At 41.5% G+C, this 19,233-nt stretch carries 15 protein-coding genes and 2 tRNA genes; 10 read left to right on the top strand and 7 right to left on the bottom strand.

Annotated features, from left to right (window positions below):
* Positions 1 to 266 precede the first annotated feature (266 nt).
* The 5 genes from I6L31_RS11960 (at position 267) to I6L31_RS11940 (ending at position 2,863) form a co-directional block, all read left to right on the top strand.
* Positions 267 to 560, top strand: coding sequence for a hypothetical protein (locus I6L31_RS11960; RefSeq protein ID WP_004991781.1), 294 nt, complete (start codon positions 267 to 269; stop codon positions 558 to 560).
* A gap of 124 nt (positions 561 to 684) precedes the next feature.
* Entirely contained in the window at positions 685 to 2,193 is a 1,509-nt protein-coding gene (gene gltX, locus I6L31_RS11955) for a glutamate--tRNA ligase (RefSeq protein ID WP_010588592.1), read from the top strand.
* Positions 2,194 to 2,250: 57 nt separating this feature from the next.
* Positions 2,251 to 2,326, top strand: a tRNA-Ala gene (locus tag I6L31_RS11950).
* 25 nt (positions 2,327 to 2,351) lie between these two features.
* A tRNA-Glu gene (locus tag I6L31_RS11945) sits at positions 2,352 to 2,427 on the top strand.
* Positions 2,428 to 2,524: 97 nt separating this feature from the next.
* Positions 2,525 to 2,863, top strand: a complete 339-nt coding sequence (locus tag I6L31_RS11940; RefSeq protein ID WP_004991784.1) for a zinc-ribbon domain-containing protein — start codon at positions 2,525 to 2,527, stop codon at positions 2,861 to 2,863.
* Between the two features lie 33 nt (positions 2,864 to 2,896).
* Here I6L31_RS11940 and I6L31_RS11935 read toward each other — a convergent pair whose 3' ends face one another.
* The 5 genes from I6L31_RS11935 to I6L31_RS11915 all read right to left on the bottom strand — a co-directional run bounded on the left by I6L31_RS11935 (position 2,897) and on the right by I6L31_RS11915 (position 10,232).
* Entirely contained in the window at positions 2,897 to 3,838 is a 942-nt protein-coding gene (locus I6L31_RS11935; RefSeq protein WP_004991787.1) for a cation diffusion facilitator family transporter, read from the bottom strand.
* A gap of 116 nt (positions 3,839 to 3,954) precedes the next feature.
* Positions 3,955 to 7,128, bottom strand: coding sequence for an efflux RND transporter permease subunit (locus I6L31_RS11930; protein ID WP_005001091.1), 3,174 nt, complete (start codon positions 7,126 to 7,128; stop codon positions 3,955 to 3,957).
* Positions 7,118 to 8,347: an efflux RND transporter periplasmic adaptor subunit gene (locus tag I6L31_RS11925; RefSeq protein ID WP_004991790.1), complete on the bottom strand. Its 1,230-nt coding sequence runs from the start codon at positions 8,345 to 8,347 to the stop codon at positions 7,118 to 7,120. The genes I6L31_RS11930 and I6L31_RS11925 overlap by 11 nt, the downstream gene beginning before the upstream one ends.
* The gene (locus I6L31_RS11920; RefSeq protein WP_004991794.1) at positions 8,347 to 9,750 is read right to left on the bottom strand and encodes a TolC family protein; all 1,404 of its coding nucleotides are present in this window, start codon (positions 9,748 to 9,750) and stop codon (positions 8,347 to 8,349) included. The genes I6L31_RS11925 and I6L31_RS11920 overlap by 1 nt, the downstream gene beginning before the upstream one ends.
* 68 nt (positions 9,751 to 9,818) lie before the next feature.
* Positions 9,819 to 10,232, bottom strand: coding sequence for a cation efflux protein, CzcI-like (locus I6L31_RS11915; protein ID WP_010588593.1), 414 nt, complete (start codon positions 10,230 to 10,232; stop codon positions 9,819 to 9,821).
* A gap of 249 nt (positions 10,233 to 10,481) precedes the next feature.
* Here I6L31_RS11915 and I6L31_RS11910 point away from each other — a divergent pair, with 249 nt between their 5' ends.
* Entirely contained in the window at positions 10,482 to 10,925 is a 444-nt protein-coding gene (locus I6L31_RS11910; RefSeq protein WP_005001087.1) for an SEL1-like repeat protein, read from the top strand.
* Between the two features lie 65 nt (positions 10,926 to 10,990).
* On the opposite strand, the gene ettA is transcribed toward I6L31_RS11910, so the two are convergent.
* Positions 10,991 to 12,652 (bottom strand): energy-dependent translational throttle protein EttA, encoded by a 1,662-nt coding sequence (ettA, locus tag I6L31_RS11905; protein ID WP_004991802.1) that lies wholly within the window; start codon positions 12,650 to 12,652, stop codon positions 10,991 to 10,993.
* Between the two features lie 210 nt (positions 12,653 to 12,862).
* Positions 12,863 to 14,584 carry a thiamine pyrophosphate-dependent enzyme gene (locus tag I6L31_RS11900; RefSeq protein WP_005001085.1) on the bottom strand — a complete coding sequence of 574 codons (1,722 nt, stop codon included), beginning with the start codon at positions 14,582 to 14,584 and terminating at the stop codon, positions 12,863 to 12,865.
* A 305-nt stretch (positions 14,585 to 14,889) separates the two neighbouring features.
* On the opposite strand from I6L31_RS11900, the gene I6L31_RS11895 reads away from it, so the two are divergent.
* The 4 genes from I6L31_RS11895 to I6L31_RS11880 all read left to right on the top strand — a co-directional run bounded on the left by I6L31_RS11895 (position 14,890) and on the right by I6L31_RS11880 (position 19,160).
* On the top strand, positions 14,890 to 16,173 hold the full coding sequence (locus I6L31_RS11895; RefSeq protein ID WP_005001083.1) for an O-acetylhomoserine aminocarboxypropyltransferase/cysteine synthase family protein: 1,284 nt from the start codon (positions 14,890 to 14,892) through the stop codon (positions 16,171 to 16,173).
* A 282-nt stretch (positions 16,174 to 16,455) separates the two neighbouring features.
* Entirely contained in the window at positions 16,456 to 17,346 is an 891-nt protein-coding gene (locus I6L31_RS11890) for an SDR family NAD(P)-dependent oxidoreductase (protein ID WP_004991809.1), read from the top strand.
* A gap of 164 nt (positions 17,347 to 17,510) precedes the next feature.
* The gene (locus tag I6L31_RS11885) at positions 17,511 to 18,410 is read left to right on the top strand and encodes a DUF2167 domain-containing protein (RefSeq protein ID WP_005001081.1); all 900 of its coding nucleotides are present in this window, start codon (positions 17,511 to 17,513) and stop codon (positions 18,408 to 18,410) included.
* Entirely contained in the window at positions 18,411 to 19,160 is a 750-nt protein-coding gene (locus tag I6L31_RS11880) for a hypothetical protein (RefSeq protein ID WP_005001079.1), read from the top strand.
* The last annotated feature ends 73 nt before the right edge of the window (positions 19,161 to 19,233 follow it).

The following is a 19,233-nucleotide window of genomic DNA, read 5'->3' as shown; positions in this document are numbered from 1 at the left end:
TATAATTTGATACACTTTATTTTAGGCAAAATGACTTTGCTTAAAATTTTTCATACTTTATTCATATTTGTTTGTTACAAGATAGTTGTAGCATTAAGTATCCTTAAAGGGATATCTTGATTGATATTTTTATACTTTTGTAAAAATTGTGACATAGGTCGCATTTTTATTATATATTTATAGCCGAATCGTAATTATTTTAGTTTACATTTGTTGTAGACTTGCAGTTCAGCAATAAAAATAGATGCATGCTGGGGGATGTTTGCATGAAAATGCAGTTAATTAAAGTACTTGGTTTAAGTTTAAGTTTGGGACTTTTTTCCCAGTTCAGTACTGCTGCCGTCATTAAAGACACTCAAATCAAGCCGAATGAAAAAAATTCATTGATTGAAAAGGCACTGGATCAACAAAAACGTAATCTCTCGTCATTACCAACGACAGATGATGAAATTAAAATGTTGAACACCATTCGTGTTGCACCCAGCCAAAACTTTTTTGCGACTCAACATCAGCGTTTTTCTCGTTTTGTTCAGTCTTTTTTTCAGCCGCATAATTCTTAATTTTTGTTATAGCTGATTAAATTTCACAAAAAGCCTCGCGATTTTTGACTCAAATAATGGTCAAGACGCTAGGCTTTTTCCGTTATACTAAGTCCAATTCCTTTTTTGATTTTATTTTTAAATGATGAAAGTCCGTACGCGTATTGCTCCATCTCCTACTGGTTTCCCGCATGTTGGAACCGCTTACATTGCCTTGTTTAATCTATGTTTTGCCAAACAACATGGTGGTGAATTTATTCTTCGTATTGAAGATACCGATCAGCTTCGCTCTACGCCTGAATCAGAAAAAATGATTTTGGATTCGCTACGCTGGTTAGGTCTTAATTGGGCGGAAGGTCCAGATATTGGCGGTCCACATGCACCCTATCGTCAATCAGAACGCATGGGGATTTATAAGCAATATGCGTTGGATCTGATTGAAAAAGGTCATGCATTTTATTGCTTTGCAACTGCTGAAGAGCTGGATCAAATGCGTGCTGAACAAATGGCGCGTGGTGAAACACCGAAATATGATGGACGCGGTTTAAAACTTTCAAAACAAGAAGTTGAACAGCGTTTGGCTGCGGGAGAACCGCACGTCATTCGAATGAAAGTGCCCGAAGAAGGGATTTGTCGTTTTAATGACTTATTACGTGGTGAGGTTGAAATTCCTTGGGCGCAAGTAGACATGCAAGTCCTGTTGAAAACGGATGGCTTACCCACTTATCACCTTGCGAATGTGGTCGATGATCATTTGATGGAAATTACCCACGTGTTACGTGGTGAAGAATGGCTACCATCTGCACCGAAACATCAATTGCTTTATCAATATTTTGGTTGGGAAATGCCAGTGCTGTGTCATATGCCACTGTTGCGTAATCCTGACAAATCAAAATTATCCAAACGCAAAAACCCGACCTCGATTAACTATTATCGAGATATTGGTGTATTGCCAGAAGCCTTGCTGAATTATTTAGGTCGTATGGGTTGGTCAATGCCAGACGAGCGCGAAGTGTTTACTTTAGACGAAATGATCGAGCATTTTGATATTCAACGTGTATCTTTGGGCGGGCCAATTTTTGATGTAGAAAAACTCAACTGGCTCAATGGTCAATGGATTAAAGCCCTGACACCCGGACAACTGCTTGATCGGTTACTGACATGGAAAAATGATCGCAACACATTGGAAGATATTGCGGCGGCCATTCAACCACGAATTCATTTGTTGTCTGAAGCGGTCAATTGGGCTGGTTTTTATTTCAATCATATGCCCAATATTACCGCAGAGATGTTTGAAAGCAAAAAACTGTCACAAGAGCAAGTTCGCCAAAGCCTACAGTTTGCAATTTGGCGACTGGAAAGCCAATTCACGTGGAACAATGAGACAGTGAGCCAGACTTTGATGGATTTAGCCAATCAAATGGAGATTAAACTGCGTGACTTTATGCCTGCGTTCTTTATTGCGATTGCAGGTTCAACCAGTTCTACACCTGTGATGCAGTCGATGGTCACGATTGGCCCTGATTTAACCTTTGCTCGTTTGCGCCGTGCGCTCGAAATTGTGGGTGCACCGAGTAAAAAAGAGCTAAAAGTATGGGAAAAACTCAATGAATCGCTAAAATTGCCGAAAAATGATGCAGTTGATGAAGCTTAATTGATTTTTTTATTGACGCATTCACACAATAGCCCTAATATGGCGCTCACACAGACTGGGGTCATAGCTCAGTTGGTAGAGCGCTACAATGGCATTGTAGAGGTCAGCGGTTCGATCCCGCTTGGCTCCACCAAATCTTAGAATGTGTTGCCTCATAAGTCCCTATCGTCTAGAGGCCTAGGACATCGCCCTTTCACGGCGGTAACCGGGGTTCGAATCCCCGTAGGGACGCCAAATTTCTAAAAAGCCGCTGCACAGACAGCGGCTTTTTTATTGTTTTTATTTGAGCTACGCTTGGTTAAAATAGAGAAAATAAAATTCTGGAGCATTTATGCAGTACCGTTGCCCAAAATGTCAAAGTGTTAAAATTATGCCTGTCGGGCAAGGTGGAACATCTGCTCGTCCAGTGATTCCGAAAAGTTTGGTGATCTTGCTGCCTGCTATTTTTATTCTCTTATTTCTGGTCCTGATGAGTATTGGCATGTGGATTTTTGGTCATGGTGCAGGACCAAAACTACAAATTGCAACTGTGGTGGTTTTTGTGATCGCGGCAGGTGCAGGTCTAATGTTCTGGCGTGATCTGCCTAACTTTAAATTGACGATGCAGGCATTCATGCAATCCCAAAAGAATTGGAAATGCCGTGAATGTCATCACGAATGGCAAATTTAACTGCTTTTTGACTGATCGAAATTAAAAGCCATTTCAATGTGAATGGCTTTGGGTTTCATGATCATGTATTGTATCGTGTTCATGCTCATGTACAACACATTCATCTTCTTCAATTTGCAGGGTAATTTCAGAAATGCCATGCTGATGTGACAGCATTTCATAAGCATTTCGATAGAGTTGATTCCGATCTGCGTGTGGTGCAAATAGATGTACCGTAAGATGTACATTTTTGGATGTAATTGCCCAAACTTTCAGTTGGTGAATACTTTCTACACCGTCCAAGGCTAATAAATCTTGACGCAACTTTTCAATATCAATTTCCTCAGGCACGCCTTCTAGCAAAATATTGATACTTTGTTTCAGGAGTATCCATGTTCTTGGCAGCACCCAAAATCCGATTAAAACGGCAATAATCGTATCGACCCAATACCACTGGGTAAAATAAATAATAACCGCCCCAATGATTACCCCAACAGACCCTAACGCATCACTTAATACTTCCAGATAAGCGCCTTTGACATTTAAGCTATCTTGCGCACTGGATACCAAAATTTTCATGGAAATCAGGTTAATGATGAGTCCAATCACGGCAACAATCATCATGCCAACGCTCTGGATTTCAGGCGGATGGGTAAAGCGCTGATAAGCTTCAAATAAAATATAAACTGCGACCACAAACAACATGGAAGCATTGAACAATGCCGCTAAAATTTCAAAACGTTGATAACCAAAAGTACGTTTATCATCGGCAGGACGTTTAGCCACTTTGATGGCAGCCAGAGCAATAGCGAGCGCAGCAGCATCGGTAAACATATGTGCCGCATCAGACAACAATGCCAAACTTTGAGTGATAAAACCTGCGATCACCTCTACGATTAAAAATGTAATGGTGAGTGATAGGGCAATGGTAAGTTTCTTTGCATTTTCTTCGGTCACAACAGCATGACTATGCTCATGCCCATGATGTTCACTCATGCTTCATTCCTTATTTTTCAAAATACCACACGCTAAGTGAGGCTTGTTATTTTTTATAGGACTATCTTCAGGGATTAACGCTCCATGAAGATAGCATAATTTAGCTGAAAACCGACTTAATGAGACAGCGGAGATGGTGATGGCTCGGTTCTTGAAGATTCATTCATCCAACGATAAATCACAGGCAATAAAATCAGCGTCAATAAAGTCGAAGAAATGATGCCACCAATCACAACACTTGCCAAAGGTCGCTGGACTTCTGCGCCAGTTCCTGTGGCTAAAGCCATTGGGATAAAACCTAGCGAGGCGACACAAGCGGTCATCAAGACAGGTCTTAGCCGCAATACTGCCCCCTGCCATGTCGCCGTTGCGACATCATATTTCAGGCGTAGTTCCTTGATAAACGTTAGCATCACCAGACCATTTAGAACCGCAACACCTGAGAGTGCAATAAAGCCTACACCCGCAGACATCGACAAAGGAATATCACGTAACCAGAGCGCAACTAAACCACCTGATAAGGCAAATGGTACTCCACTAAATACAAGTAGACTGTCTTTAAAATTATGAAACACAGCCATTAACAGCACGAAGATCATGATTAAAGCCAAAGGCACCACGATTTGCATTCGTGCTTTAGCAGAAGCTAGATTTTCAAACTGTCCACCAAAGCCTAACCAGTAACCACTTGGCAGTTTTTGCTGCGCCAGTTCTGTCTGCATTTCTTTGACAAAAGAGCCTAAATCACGATCACGTACATTGGCCGTCACCACGACTCGACGTTTCCCATTTTCACGGCTCACCTGTGCCAACCCCAAAATATTTTCGACTTTTGCAATATCTTGTAATTGGATCAAGCCACCATTGGGAAGTTGAATCGGTAATTGCGCCAATTGCTGAGGGGTACGCATTTCATCATTTAAACGAATGACAAAATCAAAACGTCGGTCACCCTGTAATATCTGCCCAACTGCCTGTCCACCAATACTTGCCGCGACAAGATCCTGAATAGACCTGACAGACAGACCATATTGCGCAGCTAAAGCATGATCAATGTCGACATTCAACAACGGTAAGCCATCGGTTTGCTCGACCTTAACCTCAGTTGCACCCTCAATTCTTCTCAGTTTTTGCGCAATTTTTTCAGCCTCCTGATTTAAGACTTGCAAATCATCGCCAAAAATTTTTACTCCAATATCGCTACGTATACCTGAAATCAATTCATTAAAACGCAGTTCAATCGGCTGTGAGAACTCACTGTTATTACCTGGAATATGTTCAACATATGCCTGCATCCGACCACGCAACCCATCAATGCTTTCTTTCGGATTAGGCCATTGTTCACGAGGTTTTAGTAATACAATCGCGTCAGAAATATTAGGTGGCATGACATCGGTTGCAACTTCAGCCGTTCCTGTTCTGGCAAATATCGCTTTCACCTCAGGAAAATCCTGAAGTAATTGTTTCTCAACCTGTTCCTGTATTTTTAAAGATTCTTCAATCCCCGTACTCGGCGCCCGCATGAGTTGTAAGGCAAAATCTCCCTCACTCAGTTGAGGGGCAAACTCACTCCCTACCCGAGTAAAAATAGCAGCGCTTATGATTAAAATACCCACTGCCAAAGTCGCAACAACATATTTAAACTGATACGCCCAATTCAACACATCGGCATACTTGTTTTTTAGCGCCAACATCCAGCGGCTTTCTTTTTCTTTGACTTCACCTGTAACCCATAACGCCACAGCGGCAGGAACAAAAGTGACGGATAAAATCATCGCACCCACCAATGCTAAGACCACTGCCATCGCCATTGGGTGAAACATTTTGGCTTCCACACCCGAAAGTGCAAAAATAGGTAAATACACCACCATGATGATCAATTGACCAAAAATCAGTGGTCGTCGTGCTTGTTTAGCCGCTAGAAAAACTTCCGTAAAACGTTCTTGGCGAGTGAGTAGACGACCTTTGGCATGTTGAGCTTCCGCCAAGCGTCGAATGCAGTTCTCTACAATCACCACTGCACCATCGACAATAATGCCAAAATCCAGCGCGCCTAAACTCATCAAATTGGCACTGATCTTCTGCTCCGCCATGCCTGTAATGGTAAACAACATCGATAGAGGAATAATACAAGCCGTAATTAGAGCTGCTCTAAAATTACCCAGAAAGATAAACAGGATGACGATGACCAGAATTGCACCTTCAATCAGGTTCTTGGCCACCGTTTTGATGGCTTTATCGACCAGTGAACTGCGGTTATACACTGTTTCGACCACAACGCCTTCGGGTAAAGAACGCTTTACTTCCTGCATCTTGTGATCAAGCGCCTGAGCAACGGTTTTACTGTTCTCGCCCATCATCATCATGGCAATACCGAGTACGGTCTCTTCACCGTTATAGGTCGCACCTCCAGTTCTGAGATCATGTCCAATCGAGACAGTTGCAACATCTGCAACCCGAATCGGCAGACCATTTTTTTGACTCAGCATTACATTTTCGATGTCCTGAATCGAATTAAGCGTTCCTGGGACACGAACAGTCAACTGCTGACCATTTTGTTCCAAAAATCCTGCACCACGATTTTCATTATTTTCAGTTAAAGCCGTTTGTAGATCTGTGACAGGAATCTGTAATTGCTGCAACCGTTTTAAATCTGGTGAAACAATATAAGTTTTATTGTAGCCACCGATACTATTGACCTCTGCAACACCCGCTACCCGCTGTAATTGTGGACGTACAATCCAATCTTGGATTTCACGTAAATCCATTGCTGTGTAAGCACTGCCATCTGCCTTTTTAGCATTCGGCTCAGCTTTAATGACCCATTGATAGATCTCGCCTAATCCAGTTGAAATAGGTGACATTTGCGGATCAATATTGTCAGGTAAAGCACTTTGAGCTTCTTGTAAGCGCTGATTAATCAGCTGTCTCGCCCAATAAATGTCTGTACCATCTTTAAAAATAATGGTCACCTGAGATAAACCATAACGTGAAATAGAACGGGTTTGCTCCAGATTTGGCATGCCTGACATCGCATTTTCAATCGGGTAGGTAATGCGTTGCTCGACTTCAGCCGCAGTAAAACCATTGGCTTGAGAGTTAATTTGTACCTGTACATTGGTAATATCAGGAACAGCATCAATAGATAATTTTTGATAGCTATAGAGTCCTACCGCGATCCATGTCAGGGTAAATAACATCACCCAAATGGCATTGCGAATAGAAAACTGAATGATACGGTCAAATAAACTTTGTGCAGATGGCAAAGCAATTTCTGGTTTAGTGTCCATGTTCAGCCTCTCCTTTTTCCATTTCTGATTTCAAAAGGAAACTGCCTTGACTGACATATTGCTGTTGATTGCTTAGACCAGATTTGATCTCGATCCATTGACCATCACTTGAATAATTACCGACCTCAACCGCTACGGGCTGAAAATGAACACTATTTTTTTCATTTTTGGCAACAAACACCACCGACTTACCATCGATTTGCTGAAGAGCGTTGCGAGTCACTCGAAGTACAGGCTGACTGTCCTTCGCCTCTAATAAAACATTCACCATCAAATTTGGACGTAATTCCTGTGCAGGTGTGAGTACTTTGGCACGGACTTGCAAACGTCCCGTCTGGCTATCTGCTTCAGCACTTAAAGTCTGAACCTGCGCCTTAAAGCGATTCTGAGTTTGTAATGACTTAAAATGAATCTGTTGATGAGGTTGTATGCTGATACTCTTTTCACTTGGCATGATAAATTCCAGCCACAGTTGATCAAGTTGATCGATCACAAACAATTGTTTATCTGAAGTAATGTATTCCCCTACCACGATATCTTTTTGACTGATCACACCACTTAAAGGCGCTTTTAAAGCATAACGTCCCTGACTTCCTGCATTTGCACCCAAAGCAGAGAGTCGACTGCGCGCGGCCTGTACCTGAATTTGTGCCTGACGATAGGTGTTATAGGCTTTTTGATAATCCTGACGTGCCGAAATCCCTTGATCAAACAACTGCTTTTCACGTTGGTAATCCTGCTGTGCCAAGGTCAATGCTTCCTGAGCAATACTCAAATTTGCTTGTTGATCGACCAGTTCTGGAATAAATACAGTCGCCAAAACTTGCCCTTTTTTCACCTGCTGCCCCAACATGGCATTGACACTTTCTACGCGTCCCGTAAAAGTTGAAGCAACATGCGCTTGCTGATCGGTATTGGCAACCAGTTTGGCAGGATATTCCAGCGATTGAGAAACCTGCCCCTGCTCAACCTGTGCCAGCTTCACACCAAACTCTAGCATCTGCTGCGAGGTTAACGTGAGTTTTTGACTCTCTTCAGAATGCTCCGCTTCGCCTGCCTCATCAGCATGTGTGGATTCTGCTTTGCTGTGTTCGCCTTCATCGTGTGAATCTGTTTTGCTCGATGAATCCTTAAACACAATCCATGCACTCAATAAAACGCAAATGCCGATGACCAACCCTGCCCAGAGCCATTGTTTTTGAATATTTTTAGTTGACATTATTCAGCTCCTGAAATGGCATTAAAATTACGCGTGTTTTGCCAAAGTGTTTGATTGATTTGATTCAGTGCATCACTGGACATGACCTGCTCAGGCGCAACACCCAGTGCCAAGCTTTCGGTTTCTATGGCTTTTTGCCATGCACTTTTAAGAAGTTGAACCTTTTTTAAGCGCTGTTCCTGCAACTGTGCAGTGGCTTGTTGTACATCGGTAATTGCATATTTCCCCACTTTAAAACCGATCAACATTTTGCGTTGCACATCTTCGGACAGAGGAATTTGCTGATCATTCATCAAGTCATATTGCTGCTTTAATCCAGCCAGTTCACTCTGTAAAGTTTCAATGCTATTCAGGTTTTGCTGGGTATAAAAACCTTGTTGCTGCGCTAGAAAATCTTGCTGTGTCTGTGCAATTTGTAATGAATATTGCTGTCGATCAAAAATATTCAGCGGAATGTCCAGTCCAACTCGAAACTGTTGTTCACTATTATTCGTCTCCGCACTTTTATTCGTCACCATGCCGACATTAAGCGTTGGATTTGGACGGCGTTTTGCCTTGAGATAATTCACATTGGAACGTTGCTGCTGTAACTGGAGCTGAATCGAGCGTTGCAGTAAATTCTGCTGTAAATGCGCTGCGACATCAGCCTTGCTTTCACTAGGCCATGCGTTTGCACGGTTGAAACCTAAATGATCAGAATAGGTCGATTCTCCCCATAAATTAGCCAAACGTTTTCTGGCAATGTTCAGATTGAGTTCGACTTCTTGAGCAGCACGCTGATTTTCAATATGCGCCATCAGGGTACGATCCTGATCAAGTTGGGCAATACTCCCCGCCCGATAACGTAGTCGTGTAGCGTCTAAAATATCCTGACTATTGGCCAGTTGCTGTTGTGCAATTTGATTTTCCATTTCAAACACAGCAACTTGTGACCATAGATACTTCACCGCCAGTTCAAGTTGTGCTTCATACAAACTTTGATTTAAATCAACTTGCTGACGCTGAACCTGCGCCAGTTGAGTCGCCGCTTTACGCTCACCAAACACATCCAGTTTTTGTGAAATGCCAAATTCAAGTTCACGATCCTGATTCGACTTAAAACCCGTTTGCTGAATAGAAAAAGTGGGATTCTCCCAAAGATGACTTTGTTGAATATGTGCATCGGCGATGCTCTGTTGCACTTTCCAGACACCTAGTTTCGATTGATATTGCCGTACTTTTTCGAGTACCTGAGCAAAACTCATGGAAGATTGTTCGAGTGCAGAAATGTTTTTGTGCTGAGCTATCTCTGTGTCAGCCATAGTGATGGCTGAATATGGCAATAATGCTGTGAATACGACAATCGACATTACTTTTTTGGGTGATATCGCGCGTCTTGCCTGTTGAATGATATGTACATACATAAAATAACCCTTTCGCTTTAATCATGTTTTGATCATTGAAAAGGTGGGTTATTTTTCGGCTACCCCACCTATAGCGGGGTTACAACAGGAGGAGGATTTAATCCAATAAGATGCGGCGACTGATAGAAATTCGCCCAATCGTAAACTGAGCGAGTTAAGTGACCCGTTCTGAAGGGTTCTAGTGCATTTTGTTCAGTTTCAGCCACTACGATATGCAGACAGCTAGGTAAATGATCATGATGATCCATCCAGATCGCAGCAGGGTGTGTGGTGGTTTTGAAATTCGCAGTATCTGTTTTTAGCTGATGATGGTCAGATACCTGCCCGACACTGGCATCAAGATGATGCCCAAAATGATATGGAATCGCATTATATTCAGAACCTGAAGCCGTTTCATGCGCGCAAAAAGCCGCTGCCACGTTCCATAAACTCTGAAACATGAACAAACTCAGCAAAATTGCCATCAATAACGAACGCTTCATAAGCACCATAAACTCAAAATGCGCCCTAATATAACAATAGCAGTCGGTGTAATAGAATTACATTTCACCAAAATACTTAATGTTTTATAATCAAACCACGTCACTTTGAACGCTATTTATGTGAAGTGTAATACTTTTTAAAACTTGACCAACAAACTCATTACTTGTTACACGAAATTTATGCATTCATTAAAAAACTGGATTATATTGAAAGTGTTAGCTTAATTGATAAGCAACAAGGAGCGTATTATGAAGTTTGATTATCTAAAAACAGTATGGACACTGTTGTTTCAAGCGCAAGACTCTAAAAATGATGTATTTTTACTTTTAGATACTGATGCAGAGCAAGAATATCAACAGGGTCTCTATTTTGAACAATTGGCACTGAATGACCAATATCAGCAGTATATGCGTCATCAGATTTATCGTCGTGTCCATGATCATGTTTCAGCTCATGCAACCAGCTTTGCTTATCTCAATGAACGCAATGCCATTTGGTGTTTTTTACGATCTGCTTTACGTGGTCATTCAGAAGCTGAGTATAAAATGGGGCTTGGTTATTTAAATGGTCAACTGGGTCTGGATCGCGATTATCGTAAAGCTGAAACATGGCTGAAACGTGCCGCCAAAGATGGTCATCCTGATGCCAAACGCTGCTTGTACGATGCTTATAGCCAACTTGCCTTTTCTTAGTTTTTTTCAAAAAAACTTTAAGCAAAAAAAACCAGCTCGAAAGCTGGTTTTTTATTGATAGGCAATTAACCTGTAATTTTTCGATATTTACTACGCTTTTGTACCGCATCGTCGCCTAAACGCGACTGACGGTAAGCCTCGTACTCTGCATAGTTACCTGTGTAGAATTCTGGCTGTTCGTTTTCAAATGACAAAATATGAGTCGCAATACGATCTAGGAACCAACGGTCATGCGAGACTACCATCACCGTACCTGGGAATACCAAAATGGCATCTTCCAGCGCACGCAAGGTTTCGATATCCAGATCGTTCGATGGCTCATCCAGCAAGATCACGTTGGCACCCATCTGTAGGATTTTGGCCAGTTGTAAACGGTTACGCTCACCACCCGACAATTCACCCACACGTTTTTGCTGATCTTGGCCTTTAAAGTTAAAGCGACCGATATAAGCACGTGAGGCTATTTCGTAATCACCGATTTTTAAGATATCCAAACCGCCAGAAACTTCTTCCCAAACAGTTTTGTCATTATCCAAAGTGTCACGAATCTGACCCACATAGGCCACTTTCACCGAGTCACCCAGTGTTACCGTACCTGTATCAGGTTGCTGTTCACCTGTCATCATACGAAATAGTGTGGTTTTACCCGCACCGTTTGGCCCCACAATCCCCACAATCGCAGTCGGTGGCACAGTAAAGGTTAGATTTTCGTACAATAAACGACCATCAAATGATTTACTGATCCCTTCCACTTCCACTACTTTGTTACCCAAACGTGGGCCAGGTGGAATGTAGATTTCAGAGGTTTCATTACGTTGCTGGAATTCTTTCGAGTTCAACTCTTCAAAGCGTTCCATACGTGCTTTGTTTTTCTTTTGCTGACCTTTGGCATTTGAACGAACCCATTCCAGTTCTTTTTTCAATGCTTTAGCAAAAGATTCTTCTTGTTTCTGTTCCTGCTCTAAACGGGCATTCTTTTGTTCCAACCAAGAAGAATAGTTGCCTTGATATGGAATACCATGTCCACGGTCAAGCTCCAGAATCCACTCGGCCACGTTATCTAGGAAATAACGGTCATGCGTAATCGCCACGATGGTGCCAGGGAAATCTTTCAGGAAACGTTCTAACCAAGAGACAGATTCGGCATCCAAATGGTTGGTCGGTTCGTCGAGAAGCAACATATCTGGTTTAGACAAAAGCAAACGACACAATGCCACACGACGGCGCTCACCACCAGAAAGCAAAGAAACGTCGGCATCCCATGCTGGTAGATTCAAGGCATTCGCTGCAATTTCCAATTGGTTATTGAGATTGTGTGCATCCCAAGTCTGAATAATCGCTTCCAGTTTTTCTTGTTCTTTGGCCAGTTTGTCAAAGTCTGCATCGGGATCTGCATATTCTGCAAAAACCTGATCTAAACGCTCTAAAGCGTCTAGCGCTTCACGTACGCCATCTTCTACGTTGCCACGCACGTCTTTATTAGGATCGAGTGGTGGTTCTTGCTCAAGATAGCCAATTTTAATACCCGGCTGTGCACGAGCTTCACCTGAGAAATCTTTGTCCACGCCCGCCATAATACGGAGCAAAGTCGATTTACCTGCACCGTTTAAGCCGAGCACACCAATTTTAGCACCCGGAAAAAATGATAATGAGATATCCTTGAGGATTTCGCGTTTCGGCGGCACCATCTTGGATACTCGGTTCATCGTATAAATATATTGGGCCACTTAGGACTCCTCAATAGAAAAACCAATACATCGCAGTGAGCGAAAAATAGCAGTTATTATATGCTGAATACGGCAAAAAAATAAGGCGTGATTGAGTTTAATCCGACTTTATGACTGAGAAATGTCGACGAAGTTGTTTCCTGATATAAAAATGCATGACTCAAAAATCATGCATTTTTAATGAATCGCGAGACTGTTTCTACTCAGCCTTTATTTGACAAAATTATTGACCAATAAATTTTTGACATCATCGACACGACCTGACATCAACGCTTTAATGGCATAGAGAGAGGTTGAAGAGACCTGATTCAAATTTGGATCGGGTGGCATGACCAATTCCATCGGATTGGTATGTACATCTAGTAAGGCGGGGCCATCATGTTTTAAGAAATTTTCCACTGCCTGCTCCAAGCCATCCCCGTGGGTCACGGTTTGTCCATGCAGTCCGATGACACTCGCCAGCTTGCCGAAGTCTGGATTGAGCAGATCGGTATAATGATCGAGCAAGCCTTCCACTTTTTGTTCGAGCTCGACAAAATTTAGTGAGCTATTGTTAAACACCACAATTTTAATCGGTAATTTTTCCTGAATGGTGGTGAGTAAATCACCCAATAACATGGCTAAACCACCATCGCCACAGAGTGCGATGATCTGACGTTGTGGAAATGCTTTTTGTGCACCCAGCGCCTGAGGCATGGCATTGGCCATGGTACCGTGTAACAAACTGGTAAAGGTACGGCGTTTGCCATTAACATCCACGTGACGCAATACCCATACCATTGGGGAACCCCCATCACCAAAGAAAATCGCATCATCATCGGCATAACGATTGAGCAAAGACACCAAATATTGTGGATGGATCAGGCCCTCTTTACCCACTCGCTCTTCTTTATGTCGATTTTCATCGCTTTGATGTTTAAGTTCCAGACAATGATCCAGAAAAGCTCGATCCTGTCGCGTTTGCAACAACGGTAACAAAGCATTCAAAGTAGATGAAATTTTACCGACTGCACCAAGCGTTATCGGATGACGTCGTCCTAAATGCGTTGGATCAATATCGATTTGTAAAATCTTGGCATGGCTTGGATAATATTGTGCCCAAGCAAAATCAGCGCCCAGCAGGATCAATAAATCACAATCCATTAAGGTGTGATAACCCGCTTTATTGCCAAAAATCCCGGTCATGCCCATATTGTAAGGATTATCATATTCGACAAAGTCTTTGGCACGTGAAGTGTGTGCAATCGGCGCTTTTAATTTTTCAGCGAACGCGACTAGCTGATCATGAGCGCCTTCACAGCCTGCACCTGCATAAATCCCGATTTTTTGATGCTGTGAAATTAACTCAACCATTTGCTGAAGTTCAGCTTGATTTGGCAAAATATCAGGTTCAGAATGGCGCGGCACAAAAGGCAAACCTGCTTCAGCCGAAGCTTCACTGATATTGGCGGGGACAATTACTACTGCAACACCACGCTTATTGATCGCAGCCTGACATGCCATACTCATAATATGCCGAGCTTGTGAAGCTTGGGTAATCTCTTCACAAAATACCGAGTTTTTTTCGTATACCGATTTAAAATCAACATATTGAGGAAAATCAATAAATCCCGCCATTTCAGTCGAAATTTGACTGGCAATCAAAATGACCGGGGCGCGATTGCGATGCGACTCATACAAACCATTAATAAAATGCAAACTACCCGGCCCGCAAGACCCCGCACAAGCCGTCAAATGTCCACTCAATAAAGCATCCGTACCCGCAGCAAACCCACCCACTTCTTCATGACGAACATGAATCCATTCAATACTGCTTTTTGACATCGAATCGGTCACATGATTCAAGGTATCGCCCACAATGCCATAACAACGCTGTACACCCGCTTGCTCAAGCACTTCGATAATAATATCAGATACTTTTTGCTTACTCATTAGTTGACTTCTCCAGCTTTTTTTATCATGAATTAAACCAATTTTTTTATAGTGTTCCTGCCGTTTTGTCCTCGCCAGTAGGTTTTTGTACTTTTATTTAGGCACAATGTAATCGGAAACTTAAAATAAAAAACCCCGACATTTACAGGTTTTGTTCAGGGCATGCGTATGGATGCATGAAGCGCATACACAGCCCGTTGTTATGAAATAAAAAGATGACTGTTCCTAAAAAATAGATAAATTAATCATAAAGAATATGTTAAAACACAACCTTGCTTGATTTTTATGCATCACTGGAAAATAAAATGACACAGACCTATAAAGATGAAACGCTTGCTATTCATGCAGGCTATTCCCCAGAACCGACCACCAAAGCAGTGGCTGTTCCAATTTACCAAACCACCTCTTATGCATTTGATAACACGCAACATGGGGCAGATTTATTTGATCTAAAAGTTCAGGGGAATATTTACACGCGGATTATGAACCCGACCACCGCCGTACTGGAACAGCGAATTGCTGCGCTTGAAGGGGGGATTGGCGCATTGGCTTTGGCTTCGGGTATGGCCGCGATTACTTATGCTATTCAAACCATTACGGAAGCTGGCGATAATATTGCGTCCGTATCGACCTTATATGGTGGAACCTATAATTTATTTGCGCACACCCTACCCAAACAAGGCATTGAAGTTCGTTTTTTTGATTACCAACAACCTGAAAGTTTACGTGCATTAATTGATGATAAAACCAAACTGGTCTTTGTCGAATCGATTGGCAATCCATTGGGTAATATTATTGATCTGGAAGCGATTTCCAAGATTGCACATGAATATGGTGTACCTGTTGTCGTGGATAATACCGTCGCCACGCCTGTACTTCAGAAATCGTTTGATTTTGGCGCAGATATTATTGTGCATTCACTCACCAAATATATTGGTGGTCATGGCAATAGCATTGGTGGTGTGATTGTAGACAGCGGCAAGTTTCCATGGGGACAATATCCTGAACGTTTTAAAGTGTTGAATACTCCCGATCCAAGCTATCATGGCGTGAATTATGTCGAAGCCTTAGGCCCAGCCGCCTATATTGCTCGTGCCCGCGTGGTCCCACTGCGTAATACAGGTGCTGCGATTAGTCCACTAAGCGTGTTTTTGATTTTACAAGGACTTGAAACCTTGTCTTTACGCATGGAACGTCATACTGAAAATGCGCTTAAAGTTGCCGAATATTTACAACAACATCCCAAAGTCAAATGGGTCAATTATGCGGGTTTAAAAAATCATCCTCAGCATGCACTGGCACAAAAATACGTGAAAGGTAAACCCTCCGCGATACTTTCCTTTGGGGTTCAAGATGGTCGTGAAGGCGGCACGCGTTTTATTGATGCATTGCAACTGTTTACCCGTCTGGTCAATATTGGCGATGCAAAAAGTCTGGCCTGCCACCCTGCGACCACCACTCACCGCCAGTTAAATGCTGAAGAGCTTAAAGCCGCAGGGGTAAGTGAAGACATGGTTCGCTTATCTGTTGGGATTGAACATATTGAAGATTTAATTGCAGATCTGGATCAAGCTTTGGCAAGCGTCTAAATAAATAGTAAAAAGTACTCACTAAGTCCGCTTTAATGCGGACTTTTTTATTATATAAGGGCATTTTTTTATGTTAAAAGTGAACCAAGCACAGTTTAAGATTAGAGCAATTACTCTAAAAACATTTGTAAATTCATGGACTTAACTATAGACTTTTTTAAAATTAAATCCAATAATAATTACCTAGACTTTGGTTGAATAGATTCATTCACCAAAACTTCTAAGGCGGTAAAAAAACAAGTAAAGCTTTTGGATTTAAGCTCAAAGCTCAGGGAAAAACGCGTGAATAAAAAACTTGAAACTCTTTTCCAAGAGAATGTCAAAAATAAAGTTATTCTGATCACTGGTGCATCTAGTGGTATCGGTTTAACAGTCGCAAAGAAAATGGCATCCGCAGGTGCTCATGTGCTATTAGTCGCACGTACTCAGGATACACTACAACAAGTACAGACCGAGATTGTTCAAGCAGGCGGTAAAGCATCAATCTTTCCATGTGATTTGAGTGACATGGAAGCCATTGATCGTGTTGCCAAAGAAATCATACAGAAAGTCGAGCATATCGATATTCTAATCAACAATGCTGGGCGATCTATACGTCGTGCTGTGCATGAATCTATCGACCGTTTCCATGATTTTGAACGTACCATGCAACTCAATTATTTCGGTGCAGTACGTTTGGTTTTAAATGTTTTACCTCATATGATTAACCGTAAAGGTGGTCAGATTATTAATATTAGTTCGATTGGTGTATTGGCCAACGCAACTCGTTTTTCGGCTTATGTGGCATCTAAAGCTGCGCTGGATGCATTTAGTCGTTGTCTATCGGCCGAAGTGCATTCGCATAAAATTTCGATTACCTCGATTTACATGCCTTTGGTTCGTACGCCGATGATTGCACCGACCAAAATTTATAATTATGTTCCTACTCTTTCACCAGATCAGGCCGCAGATCTCATCGCTTATGCCGTTGTAAAACGTCCTAAACGTATTGCGACGAATTTAGGTCGTTTGGCCTCAGTCACTTACTCTTTGGTGCCTGAAGTCAATAACCTATTGATGTCGATTGGATTTAACCTGTTCCCAAGTTCAGATGCAGCAGTGGGCAAAAAACAGGAAAAACTGAACTGGATGCAAAAGACCTATGCTCGAATTTTCCCTGGAGAGCATTGGTAAGTTTCAAATCATGCCGCTGTGATCATGTCATGGCGGCAACCATACAAAATAAAAACAAAATAAAATATATTTTAACAAATGATAAAATTAGTTTAAAATTCACACATAATTTATTTAAATAGATTATTAATTCATCAAAAATTTAAAAAAAATGTGAGTACATTATGTCTACAGCCAAAAAAAATTCGGCATTAAAACCGCTTTGCTATGCCATTCTTTTGAGTATGAATTTTATTGTAACCCCTAATTTTGCAGCAGAACCAGCAGACACACAAACTACCTCCTCATCGGCTCAACAAGAAAATCCGATGTCAAAACTTGATTGGCATATTGGTCCTGAAAAAGAGAATATCGCGCAAGTAGCTTCAATTAAAACCTTAAAAGATGAAGGTTTCTTGGACACGACAAATTCAGACAAATTTCTGGAGCTGACAGACAATTTAGCAACAGGAAGCACCAATATCTTAGTCGCGGCAGATAATTCATGGTGGGCAACCTTTGATTTTGATCCATCAGGCTATGTTAAAGATGATGAAAAAATCGATGCCGATGCGTTGCTTAAGCAACTCAAAGAATCCGACGCCCCTGCCAATGAAGAACGTCAACGCTTAGGTCTGACCAAACTTTATACAGTGGGCTGGTCTGTCCCTCCTCATTATGACGAACAAACCAAACAACTGGAATGGGCACTTAAAGTACGCGATGAAAATAACAACGACACGATTAACTATACCATTCGTCTACTCGGACGCACTGGAGTCATGAGTGCGACATTAATTTCCGATGAAGAACATTTAACCAAAAATATTCAAGAATTTAAGCAAACTCTGACTGGTTTTGACTTTAATGCTGGAGAAAAATATTCAGAATATAAAGCAGGAGATAAAGTTGCAGAATATGGTCTAGCAGCACTGATTGCAGGTGGAGCAGCTGTCGTTGCAACCAAAAAAGGCTTGTGGGCAGCAATTGCAGCTTTTTTTGCAGCCGCGTGGAAATTTGTAGCGGTTGGTGTGGTTGCAGTAGGCAGCTGGATTGCATCTTTGTTTAAACGCAATAAATCCTAAATGTTTTTAGATACTGACTATCTGTTTGTATTCACTTTAGTCGGGTTATATGTATATGACTCGGCTCAACTTTGTTATTTTAATGAATTCTTTTTAAGTAAAGGATTACGATCCTCTTTTCATGTTCAAACTGTTTCTCTCAATTATTCATTTGGAAAAAAGTTTTTATTTATTCCATCACTATTCTTTCCATCAACCTTACTGTTCAAAGTCAAATGGCAAACGCAGAACAAGACAGCACCTATTGTTCCAGCCGATATTGAGATAATTTACAACCTAGCTCAACAGCTTAAATTGATTCAATTTTTAAATACAATTGGCGCTATTTTGACGCTTATCGCACTGCCTTTATCAATTATTGGCAAAGCATCACATACTCTTATTGCGCTCATTATTATTGTTATTTATGCCATTAATCTCATCAATATTTTAATGATTTTTTTGCAACGCAAAACACTGTCTCTTCGTCCTAAAACCCTATTGCTACTGTTTTTAGATAGTCTTTTTTGCCCGCCTTTTGCTCTAAACCTTGTCAAAAAAATAAGTTTAAATTATGCCATTCAAACAGAAGGATTAAAGCTAGCGCAAAAACTTTTACAGCCACCCCAACTTGAAGTTTTAATCACCCAAATTATCAAAGATATCGCTTTATTAAAAACAAATCATAACCTTTCCAATGAACAACTAACGCGACTCCATGAGAAAGAATATGAACTGAATCAACTATTAACATCTTCTAAACAAGAATAAAAAACCTCTCATTTGAGAGAGGTTTTTTATGATTCAATTTGGATGTATATCACATCAAGCAAAGCAATATACA

Source organism: Acinetobacter septicus, from assembly GCF_019355975.1.
GTDB lineage: Bacteria > Pseudomonadota > Gammaproteobacteria > Pseudomonadales > Moraxellaceae > Acinetobacter > Acinetobacter ursingii.
Note: the sequence above shows the minus strand (reverse complement) of the source record. Positions and strands in the feature narration are given on the sequence as shown.